Here is a 20,754-nt window from a genome sequence, read left to right as displayed (position 1 = left end):
CGACACCTCACTCCACCGAGTGAAAGGCGTCACATCAACGTGCTGGAGTGGGCTGTGGGAAAGCTGGGTAAACCTGGGGACGGCGCTGGGGAGAAGTCGCCCCTCCCTGTGCACGGTGTGTGCAGAACTTTCTGTTCTCCACAGAGACGCCTGGTTTTCCACCGGCTCCGCCCACAGGCCCCGTGGACAAAATTCCTACTGTGACCTGCGTAAACGCGGTTATCCACGGTATCCACAGGCCCTACTACTACTCCCGACTAGAGAGAGAGCGGAATCCGTTTCGAAGCGGGCCCTGTGCACAACTCGCTCTCCCGAGCCCGACCGTCCCTCGGCACGACTTGACCCCGGAGGGCACCTACTGTCAGTGCGGTGCGTCAGACTGGACCCCGGTGTTCTGCCCCTGACCGGGGCCGACGACACCGGGTCAGACGACGAAGGCGAAGCAGGGCGAGCAGCGCCGGCAACAGCAGGAGGCGGCAACAGTGAAGATCCGGGTGGAACGCGACGTACTCGCGGAGGCAGTGGCCTGGGCGGCTCGCAGCCTCCCGGCCCGTCCGCCGGCGCCGGTCCTCGCGGGCCTGCTGCTGAAGGCCGAGGAAGGGCAGCTGAGCCTGTCCAGCTTCGACTACGAGGTCTCCGCGCGGGTGTCGGTGGAGGCGGAGGTCGAGGAGGGCGGCACAGTCCTCGTCTCCGGCCGGCTGCTCGCCGACATCTCCCGCGCCCTGCCCAACCGGCCGGTGGAGATTTCCACAGACGGTGTACGGGCGACGGTGGTCTGCGGCTCCTCGCGCTTCACCCTCCACACCCTGCCGGTGGAGGAGTACCCGGCCCTGCCGCAGATGCCGAACGCCACGGGCACCGTCCCCGGCGAGGTCTTCTCCGCGGCCGTGCAGCAGGTCGCCATCGCCGCCGGCCGTGACGACACGCTGCCCGTCCTCACCGGTGTGCGCATCGAGATCGAGGGCGACACGGTGACGCTGGCATCCACCGACCGCTACCGCTTCGCGGTCCGCGAGTTCCTGTGGAAGCCGGAGAACCCGGAGACCTCCGCGGTCGCCCTGGTGCCCGCCAAGACGCTTCTGGACACCGCGAAGGCGCTGACCAGCGGCGACCAGGTGATTCTGGCGCTGTCGGGGTCGGGTGCGGGCGAGGGCCTGATCGGTTTCGAGGGCGCGGGCCGCCGGACGACAACCCGTCTGCTGGAGGGCGACCTCCCGAAGTACAAGACGCTCTTCCCGACGGAGTTCAACAGCGTCGCCGTGATCGAGACCGCCCCCTTCGTGGAGGCCGTCAAGCGTGTGGCCCTGGTCGCCGAGCGCAACACCCCGGTGCGGCTCAGCTTCGAGCAGGGCGTGCTCATCCTGGAGGCCGGCTCCAGCGACGACGCACAGGCTGTGGAAAGGGTGGACGCCCAGCTGGAGGGCGACGACATCTCGATCGCCTTCAACCCGACCTTCCTGCTGGACGGTCTGAGCGCGATCGATTCGCCGGTGGCCCAGCTGTCCTTCACGACGTCCACGAAGCCGGCGCTGCTCAGTGGCAGGCCCGCGCTGGACGCCGAGGCGGACGAGGCCTACAAGTACCTGATCATGCCGGTGCGGCTGAGCGGCTGAGGCCGTCCGGTTGTCCACAGGGTGAGGACGAAGCCCAGGGTGTGGGCGTGCGCATGAGCGCGTATGCCCACAGCTGTGCATGAGGGTCCGGGTTTAGGGTCGTACGCGGGTACGAAAGTGCCGCGGCACGCATCCGCCGGGTGCGGACGTGCCGCCACGCCACCTCGCAGACCTAAGGAACGCAACTGATGGAGCTCGGTCTCGTCGGCCTCGGCAAGATGGGCGGCAACATGCGCGAGCGGATCCGCCGCGCGGGCCACACCGTCGTCGGATACGACCGCAATCCGGACCTCGCGGACGTCCACAGCCTGGAAGAGCTGGTGGGCGGGCTCAGCGCCCCCCGCGTGGTCTGGGTGATGGTCCCGGCCGGTGAGCCCACCCAGGCCACCGTCGACAAGCTGGGAGAGCTGCTGGAGCCCGGCGACGTCGTCGTGGACGGCGGGAACTCCCGCTGGACGGACGACGAGAAGCACGCCGAGGAGCTGGCGGCCAAGGGCATCGGGTTCGTGGACTGCGGTGTCTCCGGTGGTGTCTGGGGCCTGGAGAACGGCTACGCGCTGATGTACGGCGGCGACGCGGAGAACGTCGCCAAGGTGCAGCCGATCTTCGACGCCCTCAAGCCGGAGGGCGACTTCGGCGCCGTGCACGCCGGCAAGGTGGGTGCGGGCCACTTCGCGAAGATGGTCCACAACGGCATCGAGTACGCGATGATGCAGGCCTACGCCGAGGGCTGGGAGCTGCTGGAGAAGGTCGACTCCGTGGAGAACGTCCGCGAGGTCTTCCGGTCCTGGCAGGAGGGCACGGTCATCCGTTCCTGGCTGCTGGACCTGGCCGTCAACGCGCTGGACGAGGACGAGCACCTGGACGGGCTGCGCGGTTACGCACAGGACTCCGGTGAGGGACGCTGGACCGTGGAGGCCGCGATCGACAACGCGGTGCCGCTGCCGGCGATCACCGCGTCGCTGTTCGCGCGGTTCGCTTCCCGGCAGGACGACTCGCCGCAGATGAAGATGATCGCCGCGCTGCGCAACCAGTTCGGTGGCCACGCGGTGGAGAAGAAGTAGGCAGTACCCGAAAGTTGGAGAGGTCGGCGAACGACCATGCACGTCACGCATCTGTCGCTGGCCGACTTCCGCTCGTACGCCCGGGTCGAGGTCCCGCTGGACCCGGGCGTCACCGCCTTCGTCGGCCCGAACGGGCAGGGGAAGACGAATCTCGTCGAGGCGGTCGGCTATCTGGCCACCCTCGGCAGCCACCGGGTCGCCTCGGACGCGCCCCTGGTGCGCATGGGGGCCGACCGGGCGGTGATCCGGGCGCAGGTGCGGCAGGGTGAACGGCAGCAGCTGATCGAGCTGGAGCTGAACCCCGGCAAGGCCAACCGCGCCCGGATCAACAGGTCGTCGCAGGTCAAGCCACGTGACGTACTGGGCATCGTGCGGACCGTGCTGTTCGCGCCCGAAGATCTCGCGCTGGTCAAGGGGGATCCCGGCGAACGGCGCCGCTTCCTCGACGAGCTGATCACCGCCCGTTCCCCGCGCATGGCCGGGGTGCGCTCGGACTACGACCGGGTTCTCAAGCAGCGCAACACCCTGCTGAAGTCGGCCGCGCTCGCCCGCCGGCACGGCGGCCGCACGATGGACCTGTCCACGCTGGACGTCTGGGACCAGCATCTGGCGCGGGTGGGCGCCGAACTGCTGGCGCAGCGTCTGGACCTGATCGCCGCGGTGCGGCCGCTGGCCGACAAGGCGTACGAGCAGCTGGCTCCGGGCGGTGGTCCGGTCGCGCTGGAGTACAAGCCGTCGGCGCCCGGTGAGGCGCACACGCGTGAGGATCTCTACGAGCAGCTGATGGCCGCGCTGGGCGAGGCCCGTAAGCAGGAGATCGAGCGGGGTGTCACGCTGGTCGGCCCCCACCGGGACGAACTGCTGCTGAAGCTCGGTCAGCTGCCCGCCAAGGGGTACGCCTCCCACGGCGAGTCGTGGTCGTACGCGCTGGCGTTGCGGCTGGCGTCGTTCGAGCTGTTGCGGGCGGAGGGCAACGAGCCGGTGCTGGTGCTCGACGACGTCTTCGCCGAGCTGGACGCGCGGCGCCGGGAGCGGCTGGCCGAGCTGGTGGCGCCCGGTGAGCAGGTGCTGGTGACCGCCGCGGTGGACGACGACGTGCCGCACGTGCTGGCGGGGGCGCGGTTCGCCGTGGCGGAGGGGACGGTGGAGCGCGTATGAGCGTGGACGGGCCGGTTCCCGGGAACTCCGGGGGCGATCAGGACAAGGGCGGCGGGGGCCCCGAGCCGTCCGGGGTGGATCTGGCGCGGGTGGCGCTGAGGGCCGCGCGGGAGGCGGCGCGCGCGCGGGGGGACGCGGCGCAGCAGAAGCGGCAGGCGCGGCGGGGCGGGCTGCGTTCGGGTGCGCGCGCCGACGGCCGTGATCCGATGGCGCTGGGGTCGGCGATCAACCGGCTGATCACGGAGCGCGGATGGGAGACGCCGGCGGCGGTGGGCGGTGTGATGGGCCGCTGGCCGCAGATCGTGGGCGGGGACGTGGCCAAGCACTGTGTGCCGGAGCGGTACGACGAGGACGAGCGGGTGCTGGTCGTCCGGTGCGACTCGACGGCCTGGGCGACGAATCTGCGGCTGCTGGCTCCGACGCTGGTGGCCCGGCTCAACGAGGATCTCGGGCACGGCTCGGTGCGGGTGATCAAGGTGCTCGGTCCGGGTGGTCCGGGGAGCGGCGCACGGCGTTACGGCCCGTTGCGCGCGCCGGGCAGCAAGGGGCCGGGGGACACCTACGGGTGATCTGCCCGTCCGCGTTGCGGGTTGGTGAGGTACATCACATCTTCGGGCTTCGGTGGTCGCTACGGGTCGCCGGGGCCCGTTTCGGCGTACCACCGCACACGGTTGCGAATTCCGCTCTGACTCCCAAGTAGCCAAGGGTTGACGCCCCGAAGCGCTGAGTGCCGTCGTGAGCCTCCTGAGGCCCCCTTCCGCATATCGGGAGTAGGGCGAGGCTCGTTCAGGGCGGCACATGCGAACTCAGGCACCGGCAAACCCCCATCAGTGTCAGTGCTACCGGTAGAATGGAAGACAATCCCGCCCCGATTGTGGGGACCGTCCGGGACAAGCTGAGCAACGCTGATCAAGGCTTACCAACGCAACATGCCGCAGCCGCTCCGGCAACCTGCCGACGAGCCCGGCTCGTGCTGTGCCAGAAAGGGCGCTTCGTGGCCGATTCCGGCAACCCCAACGAGAACAACCCGTCCACCGACACCGGCGTGAACGATCCGGTGAGCACCGCCGACGGCGAAGCTCCCGCCTCGTACGACGCCAGTGCCATCACCGTCCTCGAGGGTCTGGACGCGGTCCGCAAGCGACCCGGTATGTACATCGGCTCGACCGGTGAGCGCGGTCTGCACCACCTGGTGCAGGAGGTCGTGGACAACTCCGTCGACGAGGCGCTGGCGGGCTACGCGGACACGATCGACGTCACGATCCTCCCCGACGGCGGGGTCCGGGTCGTCGACAACGGCCGTGGCATCCCGGTGGGCATCGTCCCCTCCGAGGGCAAGCCCGCCGTCGAGGTCGTGCTGACCGTGCTGCACGCGGGCGGCAAGTTCGGCGGCGGCGGCTACGCGGTCTCCGGCGGTCTGCACGGTGTGGGCGTCTCCGTCGTCAACGCCCTTTCCACGAGGGTCGCCGTCGAGGTCAGGACCGACGGCTACCGCTGGACGCAGGAGTACAAGCTGGGCGTCCCCACGGCGCCGCTCGCCCGGCACGAGGCCACCGAGGAGACCGGTACGTCGGTCACCTTCTGGGCCGACGGCGACATCTTCGAGACCACCGACTACTCCTTCGAGACGCTCTCCCGGCGTTTCCAGGAGATGGCCTTCCTCAACAAGGGCCTGAAGATCAACCTCACCGACGAGCGCGAGTCGGCGAAGGCCACCGCCGGCGCGGACGAGGCGGGCGAGGACGAGAAGCACGAGGTCAAGAGCGTCTCGTACCACTACGAGGGCGGCATCGTCGACTTCGTGAAGTACCTCAACTCCCGCAAGGGAGAACTGGTGCACCCCACGGTGATCGACCTCGAGGCCGAGGACAAGGACAAGAGCCTGTCCCTCGAGGTCGCGATGCAGTGGAACAGCGGTTACACCGAGGGCGTGTACTCCTTCGCCAACATCATCCACACGCACGAGGGCGGTACGCACGAGGAGGGCTTCCGCGCGGCGCTCACCTCGCTGATCAACAAGTACGCGCGCGACAAGAAGCTGCTGCGGGAGAAGGACGACAACCTCACGGGCGACGACATCCGCGAGGGTCTGACCGCGATCATCTCGGTGAAGCTGAGCGAGCCCCAGTTCGAGGGCCAGACCAAGACGAAGCTGGGCAACACCGAGGTGAAGACCTTCGTCCAGAAGGTCGTCTACGAGCACCTGACCGACTGGCTGGACCGCAATCCGAACGAGGCCGCGGACATCGTCCGCAAGGGCATCGCGGCGGCCACCGCGCGCGTGGCGGCCCGCAAGGCGCGTGACCTGACCCGTCGCAAGGGCCTGCTGGAGTCGGCGTCCCTGCCGGGCAAGCTGTCGGACTGCCAGTCGAACGACCCGACCAAGTGCGAGATCTTCATCGTCGAGGGTGACTCCGCCGGCGGTTCGGCCAAGTCCGGCCGCAACCCGCAGTACCAGGCGATCCTCCCGATCCGCGGCAAGATCCTCAACGTGGAGAAGGCGCGCATCGACCGGATCCTGCAGAACCAGGAGATCCAGGCGATGATCTCCGCGTTCGGCACGGGCGTGCACGAGGACTTCGACATCGAGAAGCTCCGCTATCACAAGATCATCCTGATGGCGGACGCCGACGTCGACGGCCAGCACATCAACACCCTGCTGCTGACCTTCCTGTTCCGCTTCATGCGGCCGCTGGTCGAGGCCGGGCACGTGTACCTGTCCCGTCCGCCGCTCTACAAGATCAAGTGGGGCCGGGACGACTTCGAGTACGCGTACTCGGACCGCGAGCGCGACGCGCTGATCGAGATGGGCCGCAACGCGGGCAAGCGCATCCGCGAGGACTCCGTGCAGCGCTTCAAGGGTCTCGGCGAGATGAACGCCGAGGAGCTGCGCATCACGACCATGGACCAGGAGCACCGCGTGCTCGGCCAGGTCACGCTCGACGACGCCGCGCAGGCCGACGACCTGTTCTCGGTGCTGATGGGCGAGGACGTCGAGGCCCGGCGCGCGTTCATCCAGCGCAACGCCAAGGACGTCCGCTTCCTCGACATCTGAGTCGGTCTCAGCTGACCGCACCAGGAAGGACCTTCACCAGCAATGACCGACGAGAACACCCCCGTGACGACGCCCGAGGGCGACGCCCTGGCGATGCGCGTCGAGCCCGTCGGGCTCGAGACGGAGATGCAGCGCTCGTACCTCGACTACGCGATGTCCGTCATCGTCTCGCGTGCGCTGCCCGACGTCCGTGACGGCCTCAAGCCCGTCCACCGCCGGGTGCTGTACGCCATGTACGACGGCGGCTACCGGCCCGAGCGCGGCTTCTACAAGTGCGCCCGCGTCGTCGGCGACGTCATGGGCAACTACCACCCCCACGGCGACAGCTCCATCTACGACGCGCTGGTCCGCCTCGCCCAGCCCTGGTCGATGCGGATGCCGCTCGTCGACTCCAACGGCAACTTCGGCTCGCCGGGCAACGACCCGGCGGCGGCCATGCGGTACACCGAGTGCAAGATGGCGCCGCTGTCGATGGAGATGGTCCGCGACATCGACGAGGAGACCGTCGACTTCACGGACAACTACGACGGCCGCTCCCAGGAGCCGACCGTCCTGCCCGCGCGCTTCCCGAACCTGCTGATCAACGGCTCGGCCGGTATCGCGGTCGGCATGGCCACCAACATCCCGCCGCACAACCTGCGCGAGGTCGCGGCCGGTGCCCAGTGGTACCTGGAGAACTACGAGGCCTCGCACGAGGAGCTGCTGGACGCGCTGATCGAGCGCATCAAGGGCCCCGACTTCCCGACCGGCGCCCTGGTGGTGGGCCGCAAGGGCATCGAGGAGGCCTACCGCACCGGGCGCGGCTCGATCACCATGCGCGCGGTCGTCGAGGTCGAGGAGATCCAGAACCGCCAGTGCCTGGTGGTCACGGAGCTGCCGTACCAGACCAACCCGGACAACCTCGCGCAGAAGATCGCCGACCTGGTGAAGGACGGCAAGATCGGCGGCATCGCGGACGTCCGCGACGAGACGAGCTCGCGCACCGGCCAGCGCCTGGTCATCGTGCTCAAGCGGGACGCGGTCGCCAAGGTCGTCCTGAACAACCTGTACAAGCACACCGACCTGCAGACCAACTTCGGCGCCAACATGCTGGCGCTGGTCGACGGCGTGCCGCGCACCCTCTCCCTGGACGCGTTCATCCGGCACTGGGTGAACCACCAGATCGAGGTCATCGTCCGGCGCACCAAGTTCCGGCTGCGCAAGGCCGAGGAGCGCGCCCACATCCTGCGCGGCCTGCTCAAGGCCCTGGACGCCATCGACGAGGTCATCGCCCTGATCCGGCGCAGCGACACCGTCGAGATCGCGCGCGGCGGCCTGATGGGCCTCCTGGAGATCGACGAGATCCAGGCCAACGCCATCCTCGAGATGCAGCTGCGGCGACTGGCGGCCCTGGAGCGGCAGAAGATCGTCCAGGAGCACGACGAACTCCAGGCGAAGATCAACGAGTACAACGAGATCCTGGCCTCGCCGGTCCGCCAGCGGGGGATCGTCAGCACGGAGCTGGCCGCGCTCGTCGAGAAGTACGGCGAGGACCGCAAGACCAAGCTGATCCCGTACGAGGGCGACATGTCCATCGAGGACCTGATCGCCGAAGAGGACATCGTCGTCACGGTCACGCGCGGTGGCTACATCAAGCGCACCAAGACCGACGACTACCGGGCGCAGAAGCGCGGCGGCAAGGGCGTACGCGGCGCGAAGCTCAAGGAAGACGACATCGTCAACCACTTCTTCGTGTCCACCACGCACCACTGGCTGCTGTTCTTCACCAACAAGGGCCGCGTCTACCGCGCGAAGGCGTACGAGCTGCCCGACGCCGGCCGGGACGCGCGCGGCCAGCACGTGGCGAACCTGCTGGCCTTCCAGCCGGACGAGTCCATCGCCGAGATCCTCGCGATCCGCGACTACGAGGCGGCGCCCTACCTGGTCCTGGCCACCAAGGCGGGCCTGGTGAAGAAGACGCCGCTGAAGGACTACGACTCCCCGCGCTCGGGCGGTGTGATCGCCATCAACCTGCGCGAGCAGGAGGACGGCAGCGACGACGAACTGATCGGTGCCGAACTCGTCTCGGCCGACGACGATCTGCTGCTGATCAGCAAGAAGGCGCAGTCGATCAGGTTCACCGCTTCGGACGACACGCTGCGGCCCATGGGCCGTGCCACCTCGGGCGTCAAGGGCATGAGTTTCCGCGAGGGGGACGAGCTGCTCTCGATGAATGTTGTTCGAGCCGGTACGTTCGTGTTCACTGCCACCGACGGCGGTTACGCGAAGCGGACCTCCGTCGACGAGTACCGCGTCCAGGGCCGTGGCGGCCTCGGCATCAAGGCTGCCAAGATCGTCGAGGACCGCGGAACGCTCGTGGGCGCGCTGGTGGTCGAGGAGAACGACGAGATCCTCGCCATCACACTCTCGGGCGGTGTGATTCGTACGCGAGTCAGCGGAGTCAGGGAGACGGGCCGTGACACCATGGGCGTCCAACTGATCAATCTGGGCAAGCGCGATGCCGTCGTGGGCATCGCGCGCAACGCCGAGGCGGGACGCGAGGCGGAGGAGGTCGACGGCGATGTCGCCGTCGACGAGACCGCCGAGGGTGCCGCGACCACCGGCACGGACGAGGGTGAGGCGCCCTCGGCCGAGTAGCACGAGGAGAGAGTCATCGTGAGCGGAGCCACGGGCGCCGGATCGGCCGGTACCCCCACGGGTACGGAGACGGACGGCGGCCGTGGCTCCGCCGCGCGTGCGACGGATTCGCACACGACTCAGCTGCGCAAGATCGACGACGGCGCGACCGGCTCGCACGCGTCTGACTCTCATGGATCCCAGGGGGGAACTGTGACGGACACCCGAGGCCCGCAGGCCCGGCAGGCGGCCTCGCCGCTGCCCGGGGAGCGGCAGCCCCAGCAGACCGGCGGGCCGTACCACCCGCCGCAGGCCTACCAGACCCAGGGCGGCAGCCCTTCCGCGGCCGCCGCGCGCCTTCCGCGCACCGGCGCGCGCACCACGCCCCGCGTCCGCAAGGCACGGCTGCGCGTGGCCAAGGCCGACCCGTGGTCGGTGATGAAGGTCAGCTTCCTGCTCTCCATCGCGCTCGGCATCTGCACGATCGTGGCCTCCGCCGTGCTGTGGATGGTCATGGACGCCATGGGCGTCTTCTCGACGGTCGGTGGCACGATCTCCGAGGCCACCGGATCGAACGAGTCCAACGGTTTCGACCTGCAGTCGTTCCTGTCGCTGCCCAACGTCCTGATGTTCACGACGATCATCGCGGTGATCGACGTCGTCCTCGCGACGGCTCTCGCCACGCTCGGCGCGTTCATCTACAACCTGTCCGCCGGCTTCGTCGGCGGTGTCGAGCTGACGCTCGCCGAGGACGAGTGACCGGCGCGGGCGGTCCCGGGCCAACCGATTTTGGGACTGCCCGCCTCGTGCGCTAATCTTCAGGAGTCAGCGCGCGGAACATACACCGCAGAGCGCGGCGGGGCTATAGCTCAGTTGGTTAGAGCGCATCCCTGATAAGGATGAGGCCACAGGTTCAAATCCTGTTAGCCCCACCAGCGAGAAGACCTCCGGTCCACCAGGACCGGGGGTCTTCTGCGTGTGAGGGCGGCCATCGGCCGGAGCGGGTCTCCGGGCGCTGTGCCCGGCGGGCAGGTGGGCACAGCAGGGCGGTGAACGCCTGCCCGCCGGGGGCTCGGCCGGCGGCTCGGGGGAGACGGCGCGCACGGCGACGGCCCGGCTGCTCTGTCGAGCGGCCGGGCCGTTTCTCGCGTGCGGTGCGTACGCAATACGCCGTGACGTCAGGGTCGGATGGCGGGGGCGCGGCGCGCCGGGCCGCTCAGCGCTGGAGCGGAACGGTACGCTGCTGCGCCGTGGAGTCGGCGGTGTCGCACGGGGCGCCGGTGGCCGGCAGGGTCGTGGGGGCCGACGCGGCGTCCGCGAGCGGACGGTGCCGGCAACTGGGGGCCTTGCCGTGGGCCTCGGCGTGGATGCGCTGTTTCATCGTGGGGGGCAGGGCCCCGGCCCGGGACCACGACCAGGGGGCCGCCGCCACCGGTTCCGCCCGCTCGGGCGCGGTCTCGGTGTTGCTGTGCGACTCGGTGTGCGGTACGGCCGCCGAGGCGGTCGTCGTGACGAAACCGAGCGCCGTGAACAGCGCGAGGAAGGCGGTGACGATGGTGGTCCACAGCTTCATGACCTTGTTCCGGGCCATGGCCCCTCACTTTCGGGTCGGGCGATTTGCGTACTTTCCTCATGATGTGTATGTGGGCCGCGAAGTGGTGGACCGACGCCCGCGACGCGGCGTTGTTCAGATGAACACCACCCATATGGCCGCAAGAGGGGCGAAAAAGTGTGGAGGCGGGAGAAGTCCGGGCGAAAGTCACCGCGCGTGGAGGAGTGGTCACTCTCCGATCGGAACGGTTCGGTCCGTATCTACTCGGTTCCGCCGACGGGCAGTTGAGGGCCGACTCAGGTCACCGATCGGTATCGGCCGGTGTGTATAGTCGGGCGCCAGAGGTCCCCTACGTCAAGGAAAGACGAGGTCGCGCGGTGAAGAAGCTTCTCCTGGTCGCACTGGCCGCCATCGGCGGGCTCCTCGTGTACCGCCAGATCCAGGCGGATCGCGCCGAGCAGGATCTGTGGACGGAGGCGACTGACTCCGTGCCCACGGGTTCGTGAGTACGACCGACATCCGGTCCTGAGCAGACCCCGGCCGTCATCGCGGTCGGGGTTTTGTGTTGCCCGGACGGGGCGCGCGGACCATCGGGCACGCGGCAGGATGGGTCACGGTCCGTGCGACGGTGAGCGCGAGGGGTGGCGGCTGATGGTGCGGTGGTGTACGGCTCGGTGGCGAACCGGGACAGGACGTGGCCGCCCACCGGTGCCGGTGCGCCTGGCCGCCGTGACCGCGGCGCTGGCCACCACCGCCGCCCTGCCGGGCGGGACGGCCCTGGCGGCCGGTGCGCCGGGCGGCTACGCCTTCGCCGAGGACGCCTGGCGGGTCGACGGCGCGAGCGGCACCGCGGACGCCCCGGCCCTCGAACCCGGTACGACGTACCGCAGCTCCCTGCCGAGGACCGGCACGCTCCACTACCGCCTCGAACTCGACACGGCCTCGGACACGTACGTCTCCGCCACCGCCGTCCCCGGCGAGGGCGACGAGCTCACCGCCGTCGACGGCATCCGGCTGTCCGTCCAGGACGCCGACGGCGGCACCTGCTCGTCGGACAGCGCGAGTTTCGGCGCCGCCCGCAGCCCCCGCCCGGTCACGGCCTGGGCCGTACGCGCCGTCTCCCCCCGCGGGACGCGATGCCAGGGCACCGGCACCTACTACGTCACCGTCGAGCGGGCCCGGCCACAGGACTCCCCACCGGATCCCTGGGACCTGGAACTCACCACCGTCGCCGAACCGCACCCGGCACACACCGGCGCGACGCGGGCACCCGGGACATGGGACTCCGCCTCACCCGCCCCCCTCACGGGCGAGCCCGAACGCCGCCGGGGCGGCAGCGGCTTCGCCCGGGCCACCCGCATCGGCCAGGGAGCCTGGCGCGACGACATCCGGCCCGGGCAGACCCTCTTCTACAAGGTGCCCGTCGACTGGGGCCGGCAACTGCACGCGACCGCCGAACTCGGCAGCACCGGCAGTGGTTCCGGATACGCCACCGGCGCGCTGCGCCTGGCCCTGCACAACCCCGTGCGCGGCGAGGTCGTCGACGCCGTCAAGGGGTACACCGGCCGTCAGGCCACGGCCGCTCTGCCTCCCGCGCCACCCGTGGCGTACGCCAACCGGTACGCCACCGACGACCGGGTCACCGGTATGCGGTTCGCCGGTGACCACTACCTCGTGGTGCACCTCGCGGCCCAGGTGGCCGACGATTTCGGCGAGGGCCCGTTCCCGCTCGTCCTGCGCCTGCGACTCGAGGGGACGGCACAGGCCGGGCCGGGATACGCGGGGAAGTCCGTGCCCGACGGTGTCTTCGAGACCGCGGCCCATGACCGGCAGGCGGCGCCGGCGGACGGAGCGGCCCGGGACGACGGCGCCGCCATGACGGTGCTCGCGGTGGGCGGCATCGGCGCCGGCAGCGTCCTGCTGGCGGGGCTCGGCGTGTGGACGGCGGTGGCGCGGCGCCGAGCCGTCTGACGGGCCCCGGCGACACGCGCCTCAGATACGGGCCAGCGCCCAGAACCCCACGGCGTAACAGGCCAGCGCGAGCAGCAGCAGCGGAACCGCCACCCGGGCCGGGGGGCCGGGACGGCGAAGCCGCGCCGCCCGATGCCGGGCGTAGGCCGGAGCGGGCGGGGGAGTCCGCACGGCCTGGGCGGTGTACGCGGCGGTGGACACGCCGGCGCGCTGCCACGACTGCCGTGCCGGGCTCTGAGAGGGGGGCGGGGGCGGGTACGGGGGCTGGTGCGGCGGGCCCGGGAAATCCGGGGACTGCGGTTGTGCCGAGGAGTGGGCCGGTGCGTGCGCGTGCGGCTCCGGAGTGCCCGGTGCCGGGGAGGGAGCGGAGGCCGGCGGCGCGGTGGCCCGCGGGGGCGGCAGAGGGAAGCTCCCGGTGTCCTGCACGACGGACGGACGGCCGGACTCGGGGACCGGTTCGGGTTCGCGGGGCGGTGGTGGCGGGGCGGGGGGCGGCGTCGGCGTACTGGCCGGGGCCCGCACCGGGGCAAAGGGCCGCCGTGGATCCGTCGGTACGCCGTCCACGCCCGTGGCCGGACCGATCGGCCCGCCGGGGCCGAACCCCGGTGGCAGCGGGCCGATCTGGTCGAAGACCTCGATCAGCTCGTCGTCGGGACCCGGTTCCGGCAGCAGCTCCGCGGCCGCGGCCAGCGCCTTGCGCGCCCCCGTGGCCGTACGGAACCTCGCCTCCGGGTCAGGCTGCACCAACGTGGCCACGACCTGCCACAACGGCTCGGGGATGCCCTGTGGAGCGGGCGGGGTGCCGTGCTCCGCGAAGTGCCGCACGAGGGCCTTGGCGTCCGGCCTGGCGCCCTCCAGCAGATACAGGGCGACCAGCCCCACGGCGAACAGATCCGCGGTGAAGTCCGGTTCCGCGCCCATCATCTGCTCCGGCGCGAGGTAACCGGGCGTCCCCACCACCAGGTTGGTCTCCGTCAGCCGGGGATCGCCCAGCCGCATCGCGATGCCGAAGTCGGACAGCCGGAGCCGGGGCCGCCCCGTGCCGGTGGCTTCGAGCAGCACGTTGGCGGGCTTGACGTCGCGGTGCACGACGTCCTCCGCGTGCACCGCCGCCAGGCCCGACAGGAGCTGGTCCAGGAGGGTGCAGACGAAACCCGGTGGCAGCGGGCCGTAGTCCCCGACCAGGTGGGCGAGCGAACCGCCCGCGACCAGATCCATGGTGAACAGGACCTGGTCGTCGTCGGCGGCCCAGCTGGCCGGGGCGAGCACATGGGGATGGTCGATCCGCAGCGCCTGCTCACGCACGAAACGCAGCAGCGAGTGGGCGTCCCTCTGCTGCAGCACCTTGGCGGCCACATAGCGCCGACGGCGGTGGTCCCAGGCGCGCCAGACGGCACCCGCCCCTCCACGGCCGATCGGATCGACCAGTTCGTACCGGCCGGCGAAGACCTCACCCATGGCTGTGTGCCGCTCCTCCCCCTCGCGCCGCTCCCCGCAAGACCGGCCGCCGAGCCCTTCGTCGGCCGGCCCGGGGATCAGTTCTGGTGCGACTGGTAGTGCGCGACCGCGTCGGAGGTGCGGCCCGCGCCGTACACCCGCAGGAACTCCGCCAGCTCCGGGTGGGACGGGGAGAGGGCGTCCGCGGCGTCGATTATGTCGCCGGCGGCCGCCACCGAACGCAGCAGCGACTGGATCTCACGAACCACCCGCTTGACCGTGGGCGCCCCCGAACTGTTCGTCGTCTGCGTGGTGTTGCTGAGCACCGAGCCCCCCTGTGACTTCTTGATCTCATCCATGCGCTCGGTGGCCTCGGCCGCGCTCACACTGCCGTCCGCGACCTGCCCCGCCAGGTCCTGCAGCAGTTGCACCCGCTGCACCACCGCGGGATTCCCGATCTTCGCCCGCTGCCCGCTCATCAGCTGCGACAGCATCGGAGCGGACAGCCCCAGCACCCCCGCCAGACGAGCCTGGTTGAGACCGAGGTCGTCGATAAGTCTGCGGAAGAGCACCCCCAGCGGCTCCCCGTACCAGTTCCGCTGCAGTTCCCGCGCTCTCGCGGTGGCTTCCTGCTGTGCGGCGTCCATTGCGTCTCCCCATCGCTTCCCCAAGAACCGCAGTTCGCTCCAGCGAACCACGCCGAGCATCTTACGGAGCGTGGTTGTTCCCCGGGAGCCCCAATCATTTGTGAGATACGGGGGGCGACCCGGTACTCTTGTCTGCGGCGCCCGCCGGTACGCGGATCCTCCGGCCGGACGTCTCCTCCGGGGCCTTAGCTCAGTTGGTAGAGCGCTGTCTTTGCATGGCAGATGTCAGGGGTTCGACTCCCCTAGGCTCCACAACCCGAGAGCCCGTCCGACCTGCGTGAACACCAGGCCGAACGGGCTCTTCGCATCGACGCCGTCACCCACCGTGCACAGTGGACCGCCGACCGGCGCACAGCACGGCCCGAGGCCCCCCTCCCCGTGCTCGCGACCGCCCCGTCGGCGCCCCCACCCACCCCCTGACCGCTGCCCACAAGTGATCACCAACGTCCGTCGGAGAGCAGGGAGTTGACGGGACGACAGGGACCACCGCCCCTTGTGATCCAGTGGGAACGAGTGTGTGCGGGGCCACCGCTCAGCCCCGGAAGAGCGCTGTCTGCTCTTGATATCGTCACCCCAGAGGGCACCAGCGCCACACCCCTGCGGGGCGGTGCCAAGCGGCGCACCGCCGCCGGAGCCGTCCGGTCGCTGCCGACGAGGTGAAAGGGGTAGAGCATGCGGGCCAAGGTACGAGCCGCTCTCGACGCGCTGTACATGAAGCGGCTGCTCAGGGAGCTGGAGGGACGCCCACGCCCCCAGCACATCGGCATCATGCTGGACGGCAACCGCCGATGGGCCAAGGAATCAGGCATCGAGGACCCCCGAGAGGGCTACCGGGCCGGCGGCGCGAAGGTGCTGGACTTCCTGCGCTGGTGCGACTCCGCCCAGATCGAGCACGTCACCCTCTTCATGCTGTCCGACGACAACCTGCACCGACCCGAGGACCAGCTCAACCCGCTGATCGACATCATCGCCGAGGTCGTGGAGCGCCTGGCCGCCCCCGGCAACCCCTGGCCCGTCGAGGTCGTCGGCGCCCTCGACCTGCTCCCCGCCGAGTCCGCGAACCGCCTGAAGACCGCCACCGCCGCCACCCAGGGCCGCCAAGGCGGAACAAAGGTCGACGTCGCCGTCGGCTACGGAGGCCGCCGGGAGATCGTCGACGCCGTGCGGTCCGCCCTCACGGAGCACGCCTCCCAGGGCGGCGACATCGACGAGTTCATCGAGACCTTCACCATGGAGCACATCTCCAAGCACCTCTACTCCAAGACGCGCTCCGAATCCGACCTCATCATCCGCACCTCCGGAGAGCAGCGGCTGTCCGGATTCCTGCTCTGGCAGTCCGCCTACGCCGAGGTGTACTTCTGCGAGTGCTTCTGGCCCGACTTCCGCGAGATCGACTTCCTGCGCGCCCTGCGCTCCTACTCCCTGCGCGAACGCCGCTACGGCCGCTGAGGAGAACGGCAGGGCACCAGGGAGACCGACGAGTCGCCCGATGTTCCACGTGAAACAACGCCGCGGGGCGGAAGACCCGGAAGTCTCCCGCCCCGCGGCGCTGCACAGAGGTGGCCTACCCGCTCGCCCCGGAAACGGTCAGCGCGACTCGTCACCGCCGTCGGCGGCCTCGTCCTCGGCCTGCTTGGCCTGCACCTCGGGGTCCAGGGACGCCCCGCCGGTACCGTCCACCGACGTCAGCCGCCCACTCTCCGGAACCTCCGTCGCCTCGGGCGGCTCCACCAGCCAATCCGGGTTGGCCTGCTTGTCCCACCACTTCCAGGCCGCGAAGGCACCACCCGCGACGGCACCCGCCACCAGCAGGACCTTGGCGACACGACCGGCCCTCGCTCGACGCTCATGCCTGCGAGCCAGCTTCCGAATGTCCTTGGCCGAGACCTGACCCCGCAGCGCGGCCAGCGCGGCGGCACCACGCGCGGCAGCCTCGTCCCTGACGGGCCCGGCCGCGGCCACCGCCTGCTCGATCACCGGCCGGGAGTACTCGGCCGCCTGCCGAGCGGCCATACGCGTACGGACCGCGGCCTCGTGAGCGGCCTGGTCCATCTTCGGCGGCACATGCGTACGGGCCTGCTCCAGACGAGGTGCGACATGCGCACCGTACTGGAGCCGCGCCTGGCACGCGGCCTGCGACACCTTGGGCGCCAGCCGTACGCGCGCCTCCTGTGCGTAGTGAGCGGCCCTGTCCTTGGCCGTGTCGGCGTAGGGCGCCACCACTTCCGCGGCGTGCAGCACGCTGTCCTTCGCCGAACCGGTCGCGGCGCGCACGCTGTCGATGCGGGTCACGGGTTCCTCCTCCTCGGTGGCGTACGGTAATTCGACTTTCCACCCTTTTACGGATCATGCCTGCCGACGCACAGCCAGGCATGTGAGGGCGGGCATCCGGGTCACGGGCGATGACACCGGGCCCCCTGGGACGCGTGGTACCGAAGATGCGATCAAAAGGCGATCAACGGCAAGAGCGGATGAATACAGGGCAACAAGAGCCTGTCGTCGACAATGCCACGAATCGGTGCCCCGCGCTCGCAACCCAGGAGTACCCACCCGGATTCCCCCGAGCGCCCCCACCCGCCCGCGGCCCGAACCGACAGCCGGACGACGCACACCACGGACCGTGCGAGGATCGGGGAGCACCACAAGACGACGGAAGGCACATCGTGGCCGAGCAGCTCTACGCCACCCTGAAGACCAGCCACGGCGACATCGAAGTCCGGCTCCTGCCCAACCACGCCCCCAAGACGGTCAGGAACTTCGTCGAGCTCGCCCGGGGCGAGCGTGAGTGGACCAACCCCGAGACCGGGGAGAAGACCACGGACAAGCTCTACGACGGCACCGTCTTCCACCGGGTGATCAGCGGCTTCATGATCCAGGGCGGAGACCCGCTGGGCAACGGCACCGGCGGCCCCGGCTACAAGTTCGAGGACGAGTTCCACCCCGACCTCGCCTTCGACAAGCCCTACCTCCTGGCCATGGCCAACGCCGGCCCGGGCACCAACGGCTCACAGTTCTTCATCACCGTCTCCCCGACCACGTGGCTGAACCGCAAGCACACGATCTTCGGCGAGGTCACCGACCCGGCCGGCCAGAAGGTCGTCGACGCCATCGCCGCCACGGAGACCAACCCCCGCACCGACCGCCCCCTCAACGACGTCGTCATCGAGTCGGTCGTCGTCGAGACCCGCGAAGGCTGACCACCGCGGTCCCGCGACCGCCCTCACCGGCGCGCGTCCGGAGGGAACCAAACGCCCCGCTCGTCCGTAGGAAGGGCGGGGCCGCGCGCCTCTCGGACACGGACGGACAAGGGAGGGGTCCCATGGACCAGTCATCGAACGGCCCGCAGGGCCCGAACGGCCAGGCACCCCCGCCCGCCCACAACCTGCCCGGCTGCTACCGACACCCCGACCGCGAGACCGGCATCCGCTGCACCCGCTGCGAACGCCCCATCTGCCCCGACTGCATGGTCAACGCCTCCGTCGGCTTCCACTGCCCCGACTGCGCCCGCGGCGGCACCGGCACCGGACCCGCCCCCGCCGCCTCCCGGCCCCGCACACTCGCCGGCGGCACCATCGCCGCGGACCCCCGACTCGTCACCAAGCTGCTGATCGGCATCAACCTGGCCCTCTTCCTGGTCCAGCTCTCCGTCGGCGACCGCTTCACCAACCGGTTCGAGATGCTCGGTCAGGCCTACATCTCGTTCCCCGGCCCCGTCGAGGGCGTCGCCGAGGGCCAGTGGTACCGGCTGCTGACCGCGATGTTCCTGCACGGCAGCTACATGCACATCCTGTTCAACATGCTCAGCCTCTGGTGGCTCGGCGGACCGTTGGAAGGGGTGCTGGGCCGCGCCCGCTACCTGGCCCTCTACTTCTGCTCCGGACTGGCCGGCAGCGCCCTCTCCTATCTGATCGCCGAGCCGAACCAGCCCTCGCTCGGAGCCTCCGGCGCGATCTTCGGCCTCTTCGGCGCCACCGCCGCCCTGGTCCGACGCCTCAACGCCGACATGCGCCCGGTCATCGCCCTGCTGGTGATCAACCTGATCTTCACCTTCGCCTGGGCCGACATCGCCTGGCAGGCCCACATCGGCGGCCTCGTCGCAGGCGGCGTCATCGGCTACGCCATGCTCCACGCCCCGCGCGAGCGGCGGACGCTCGTGCAGTACGGCACCTGTGCACTGGTCCTCGTGGCCGTCGTCGGCGTGACCCTGTTGAGAACGGCCCAGCTCACCTGAGCGTTGTCCACAGCTGGTGGCAGCCCCTGTGCACAGCGTGCGGGAACAGGTGTGCCCCCTGTCACTGAACCGTGTTTCTGCAGGTCAGGCAGGGGGCAAACAAGTATTCGCTCGCCGGTACTTCTGTCATACCGACGTCAATCCCGGCGAGTTATCCACAGATGGTCGTTTCTTTGTCCCCACAGTGTGGACAAGCCCTGTGGATAACTCGGTGGATAGTCCTGGGGAAACTACTTCCACTGCGTGGAGACACCGAATCCGGCGGCAATGAAACCGAAGCCCACCACGATGTTCCAGTTGCCCAGAGAGTCGAGGGGCAGAGAACCGTCGGTGACGTAGAAGACGACGATCCAGGCGAGACCGATGACGAACATGGCCAGCATGACGGGTGCGACCCAGCTGCGGTTGGTCAGCTTGATGGCGGCCGCCTGCTTCGCGGGCGGCGGCGTGTAGTCGGCCTTCTTGCGGATACGTGACTTCGGCACGAGGGTCTCTCCTGTCGATGCGCTGCGTGGCCGCGCAGGGAACGGTTCGGGCTCGGGGCGGCGTGCAAGGGGGCTCTGAGCGCTCCCCCGGGCGTCCGTTAGCGTAGTGCTTCCGTGGCGCTGAAGGAGATAAGGGTACGTTGAGCAATCCCGCCGACTCCCCCGGGACCGGATCCAGTCCTGCCCGCGGGCGCCGATTCCGGCCCGTGCGTGTGCTCACGGCAGCGGTCTTCGCTCTCGCGGGGCTCATTTTCTTCACCAGCTTCAATACCGCCAAGGGCACCAATATCCGCACGGATGCCTCTTTGCTGAAGTTGTCCGATCTCATCCAGGAACGCAGCCGCAAGAACGGCGAGCTGGACGAGTCCAACGCGGCCCTGCGGGACGACATCGAAGCCCTCGCCGAGCGCGACGACGGAAGGACGAAGGCGGAGGACGACGAGCTCGCGGCGCTGGAGAAGAGGTCGGGCACGCAGGAGCTGAAGGGCGAGGCGGTATCGGTCACGCTCGACGACGCGCCGCCGGACGCCACCGCCAGGCTTCCCGGGTATCCCGAGCCGCAGCCCGACTACCTGGTGATCCACCAGCAGGACCTGCAGGCGGTGGTGAACGCGCTGTGGCAGGGCGGCGCCGCGGGCGTCAAGGTGATGGACCAGCGGCTGATCTCCACCAGCGCGGTGCGGTGCGTGGGCAACACGCTGATCCTCCAGGGGCGCGTCTACTCGCCGCCGTACAAGATCCAGGCGGTCGGGGATCCGGAGCGGCTGAAGAAGGCGCTGGCCGAGTCGCCGGCGATCCAGAACTACATGGTGTACGTCAACGTGTACGGGCTCGGCTGGAAGGTCGAGGACCAGGGGACGGTGACGATGCCGGGTTACTCGGGCACCGTGGACCTGCACTACGCCCGGCCTGTGGAGTGACGCCG

General features: G+C 69.8%; 18 protein-coding genes and 2 tRNA genes. 15 read left to right on the top strand and 5 right to left on the bottom strand.

Going from position 1 to position 20,754, the window contains the following annotated elements:
* The first annotated feature begins 482 nt into the window (after positions 1–482).
* The 8 genes from dnaN (at position 483) to ACIRFH_RS06430 (ending at position 10,441) form a co-directional block, all read left to right on the top strand.
* On the top strand, positions 483–1,613 hold the full coding sequence (dnaN, locus tag ACIRFH_RS06465) for a DNA polymerase III subunit beta (protein ID WP_403517484.1): 1,131 nt from the start codon (positions 483–485) through the stop codon (positions 1,611–1,613).
* 188 nt (positions 1,614–1,801) lie between these two features.
* The gene (gene gnd, locus ACIRFH_RS06460) at positions 1,802–2,677 is read left to right on the top strand and encodes a phosphogluconate dehydrogenase (NAD(+)-dependent, decarboxylating) (RefSeq protein WP_403517482.1); all 876 of its coding nucleotides are present in this window, start codon (positions 1,802–1,804) and stop codon (positions 2,675–2,677) included.
* A 36-nt stretch (positions 2,678–2,713) separates the two neighbouring features.
* Positions 2,714–3,835 (top strand): DNA replication/repair protein RecF, encoded by a 1,122-nt coding sequence (recF, locus tag ACIRFH_RS06455; protein ID WP_403517480.1) that lies wholly within the window; start codon positions 2,714–2,716, stop codon positions 3,833–3,835.
* Positions 3,832–4,404 carry a DUF721 domain-containing protein gene (locus ACIRFH_RS06450; protein ID WP_403517478.1) on the top strand — a complete coding sequence of 191 codons (573 nt, stop codon included), beginning with the start codon at positions 3,832–3,834 and terminating at the stop codon, positions 4,402–4,404. The genes recF and ACIRFH_RS06450 overlap by 4 nt, the downstream gene beginning before the upstream one ends.
* Positions 4,405–4,829: 425 nt before the next feature.
* Positions 4,830–6,890, top strand: a complete 2,061-nt coding sequence (gene gyrB / locus ACIRFH_RS06445; RefSeq protein WP_403517476.1) for a DNA topoisomerase (ATP-hydrolyzing) subunit B — start codon at positions 4,830–4,832, stop codon at positions 6,888–6,890.
* 42 nt (positions 6,891–6,932) lie between these two features.
* Positions 6,933–9,527: a DNA gyrase subunit A gene (gene gyrA, locus ACIRFH_RS06440; protein WP_403517474.1), complete on the top strand. Its 2,595-nt coding sequence runs from the start codon at positions 6,933–6,935 to the stop codon at positions 9,525–9,527.
* Positions 9,528–9,545: 18 nt separating this feature from the next.
* On the top strand, positions 9,546–10,265 hold the full coding sequence (locus tag ACIRFH_RS06435) for a DUF3566 domain-containing protein (RefSeq protein WP_403517473.1): 720 nt from the start codon (positions 9,546–9,548) through the stop codon (positions 10,263–10,265).
* Between the two features lie 99 nt (positions 10,266–10,364).
* Positions 10,365–10,441, top strand: a tRNA-Ile gene (locus ACIRFH_RS06430).
* Positions 10,442–10,722: 281 nt separating this feature from the next.
* Here ACIRFH_RS06430 and ACIRFH_RS06425 read toward each other — a convergent pair.
* On the bottom strand, positions 10,723–11,097 hold the full coding sequence (locus ACIRFH_RS06425) for a DUF6344 domain-containing protein (protein WP_403517471.1): 375 nt from the start codon (positions 11,095–11,097) through the stop codon (positions 10,723–10,725).
* 338 nt (positions 11,098–11,435) lie between these two features.
* Here ACIRFH_RS06425 and ACIRFH_RS06420 point away from each other — a divergent pair, with 338 nt between their 5' ends.
* The gene (locus ACIRFH_RS06420; RefSeq protein WP_003999697.1) at positions 11,436–11,564 is read left to right on the top strand and encodes a DLW-39 family protein; all 129 of its coding nucleotides are present in this window, start codon (positions 11,436–11,438) and stop codon (positions 11,562–11,564) included.
* Between the two features lie 145 nt (positions 11,565–11,709).
* Positions 11,710–13,029, top strand: coding sequence for a hypothetical protein (locus ACIRFH_RS06415; protein WP_403517469.1), 1,320 nt, complete (start codon positions 11,710–11,712; stop codon positions 13,027–13,029).
* 21 nt (positions 13,030–13,050) lie between these two features.
* On the opposite strand, the gene ACIRFH_RS06410 is transcribed toward ACIRFH_RS06415, so the two are convergent.
* Together ACIRFH_RS06410 and ACIRFH_RS06405 are read right to left on the bottom strand one after the other, a co-directional pair.
* Positions 13,051–14,487, bottom strand: coding sequence for a serine/threonine-protein kinase (locus ACIRFH_RS06410; RefSeq protein ID WP_403517467.1), 1,437 nt, complete (start codon positions 14,485–14,487; stop codon positions 13,051–13,053).
* A 77-nt stretch (positions 14,488–14,564) separates the two neighbouring features.
* Positions 14,565–15,113, bottom strand: coding sequence for a DNA-binding protein (locus ACIRFH_RS06405; protein ID WP_403517465.1), 549 nt, complete (start codon positions 15,111–15,113; stop codon positions 14,565–14,567).
* Positions 15,114–15,292: 179 nt separating this feature from the next.
* Here ACIRFH_RS06405 and ACIRFH_RS06400 point away from each other — a divergent pair.
* Positions 15,293–15,365: transfer RNA gene (locus ACIRFH_RS06400), tRNA-Ala, on the top strand.
* A 420-nt stretch (positions 15,366–15,785) separates the two neighbouring features.
* Positions 15,786–16,562 carry an isoprenyl transferase gene (locus ACIRFH_RS06395; protein ID WP_403517463.1) on the top strand — a complete coding sequence of 259 codons (777 nt, stop codon included), beginning with the start codon at positions 15,786–15,788 and terminating at the stop codon, positions 16,560–16,562.
* Positions 16,563–16,700: 138 nt separating this feature from the next.
* On the opposite strand, the gene ACIRFH_RS06390 is transcribed toward ACIRFH_RS06395, so the two are convergent.
* Positions 16,701–17,405, bottom strand: coding sequence for a DUF5324 family protein (locus tag ACIRFH_RS06390; protein WP_403517461.1), 705 nt, complete (start codon positions 17,403–17,405; stop codon positions 16,701–16,703).
* Positions 17,406–17,776: 371 nt separating this feature from the next.
* On the opposite strand from ACIRFH_RS06390, the gene ACIRFH_RS06385 reads away from it, so the two are divergent.
* Complete coding sequence (locus ACIRFH_RS06385; RefSeq protein ID WP_403517459.1) at positions 17,777–18,310, top strand: peptidylprolyl isomerase; 534 nt, start codon at positions 17,777–17,779, stop codon at positions 18,308–18,310.
* Positions 18,311–18,432: 122 nt separating this feature from the next.
* Positions 18,433–19,344, top strand: a complete 912-nt coding sequence (locus tag ACIRFH_RS06380) for a rhomboid family intramembrane serine protease (RefSeq protein ID WP_403517457.1) — start codon at positions 18,433–18,435, stop codon at positions 19,342–19,344.
* A 230-nt stretch (positions 19,345–19,574) separates the two neighbouring features.
* Here ACIRFH_RS06380 and crgA read toward each other — a convergent pair whose 3' ends face one another.
* Positions 19,575–19,829: a cell division protein CrgA gene (gene crgA, locus ACIRFH_RS06375; RefSeq protein WP_403517456.1), complete on the bottom strand. Its 255-nt coding sequence runs from the start codon at positions 19,827–19,829 to the stop codon at positions 19,575–19,577.
* Between the two features lie 140 nt (positions 19,830–19,969).
* Here crgA and ACIRFH_RS06370 point away from each other — a divergent pair, with 140 nt between their 5' ends.
* Complete coding sequence (locus ACIRFH_RS06370) at positions 19,970–20,749, top strand: DUF881 domain-containing protein (RefSeq protein ID WP_403517454.1); 780 nt, start codon at positions 19,970–19,972, stop codon at positions 20,747–20,749.
* The last annotated feature ends 5 nt before the right edge of the window (positions 20,750–20,754 follow it).

The sequence above is a fragment of the Streptomyces sp. NPDC093586 genome (assembly GCF_044764905.1).
Taxonomy (GTDB): Bacteria; Actinomycetota; Actinomycetes; order Streptomycetales; family Streptomycetaceae; genus Streptomyces.
This window is presented reverse-complemented; position numbering and strand designations above follow the sequence as displayed.